At 57.0% G+C, this 277-nt stretch carries 1 pseudogene; it reads right to left on the reverse strand.

Annotated features, from left to right (window positions below):
- Window positions 1-277 (reverse strand): annotated as a pseudogene (locus ACPYOI_RS36160) (macrolide ABC transporter permease/ATP-binding protein MacB); the annotation flags it as partial.

The raw sequence follows: 277 nt of genomic DNA on the forward strand, positions 1-277 counted from the left end.
TACCAGCATGATATTCATCACCCCGATACCGCCAACCACCAGCGAGATCACCGCCACCAGCGTCAGGAACAGCTGAAGAGTACGTGTGGTCTTTTCCGCCGTTTTCAAGAGACCGTCCATATTCCAGGTGAAGAAATCTTTCTTCCCGTGACGCAACGTCAGCAGCCGTTCCAGCTGTTGCTCGGCCTGCGCGCTGTCGTAGCCCTCCTTCACGCGAACGGTGATGGAGTTCAGCCAGGACTGCCCCATAATCCGCCCGGAGATGGTGGTATAGGGC

It is taken from the genome of Rhizobium sp. SVR5-2C (genome assembly GCF_056755115.1).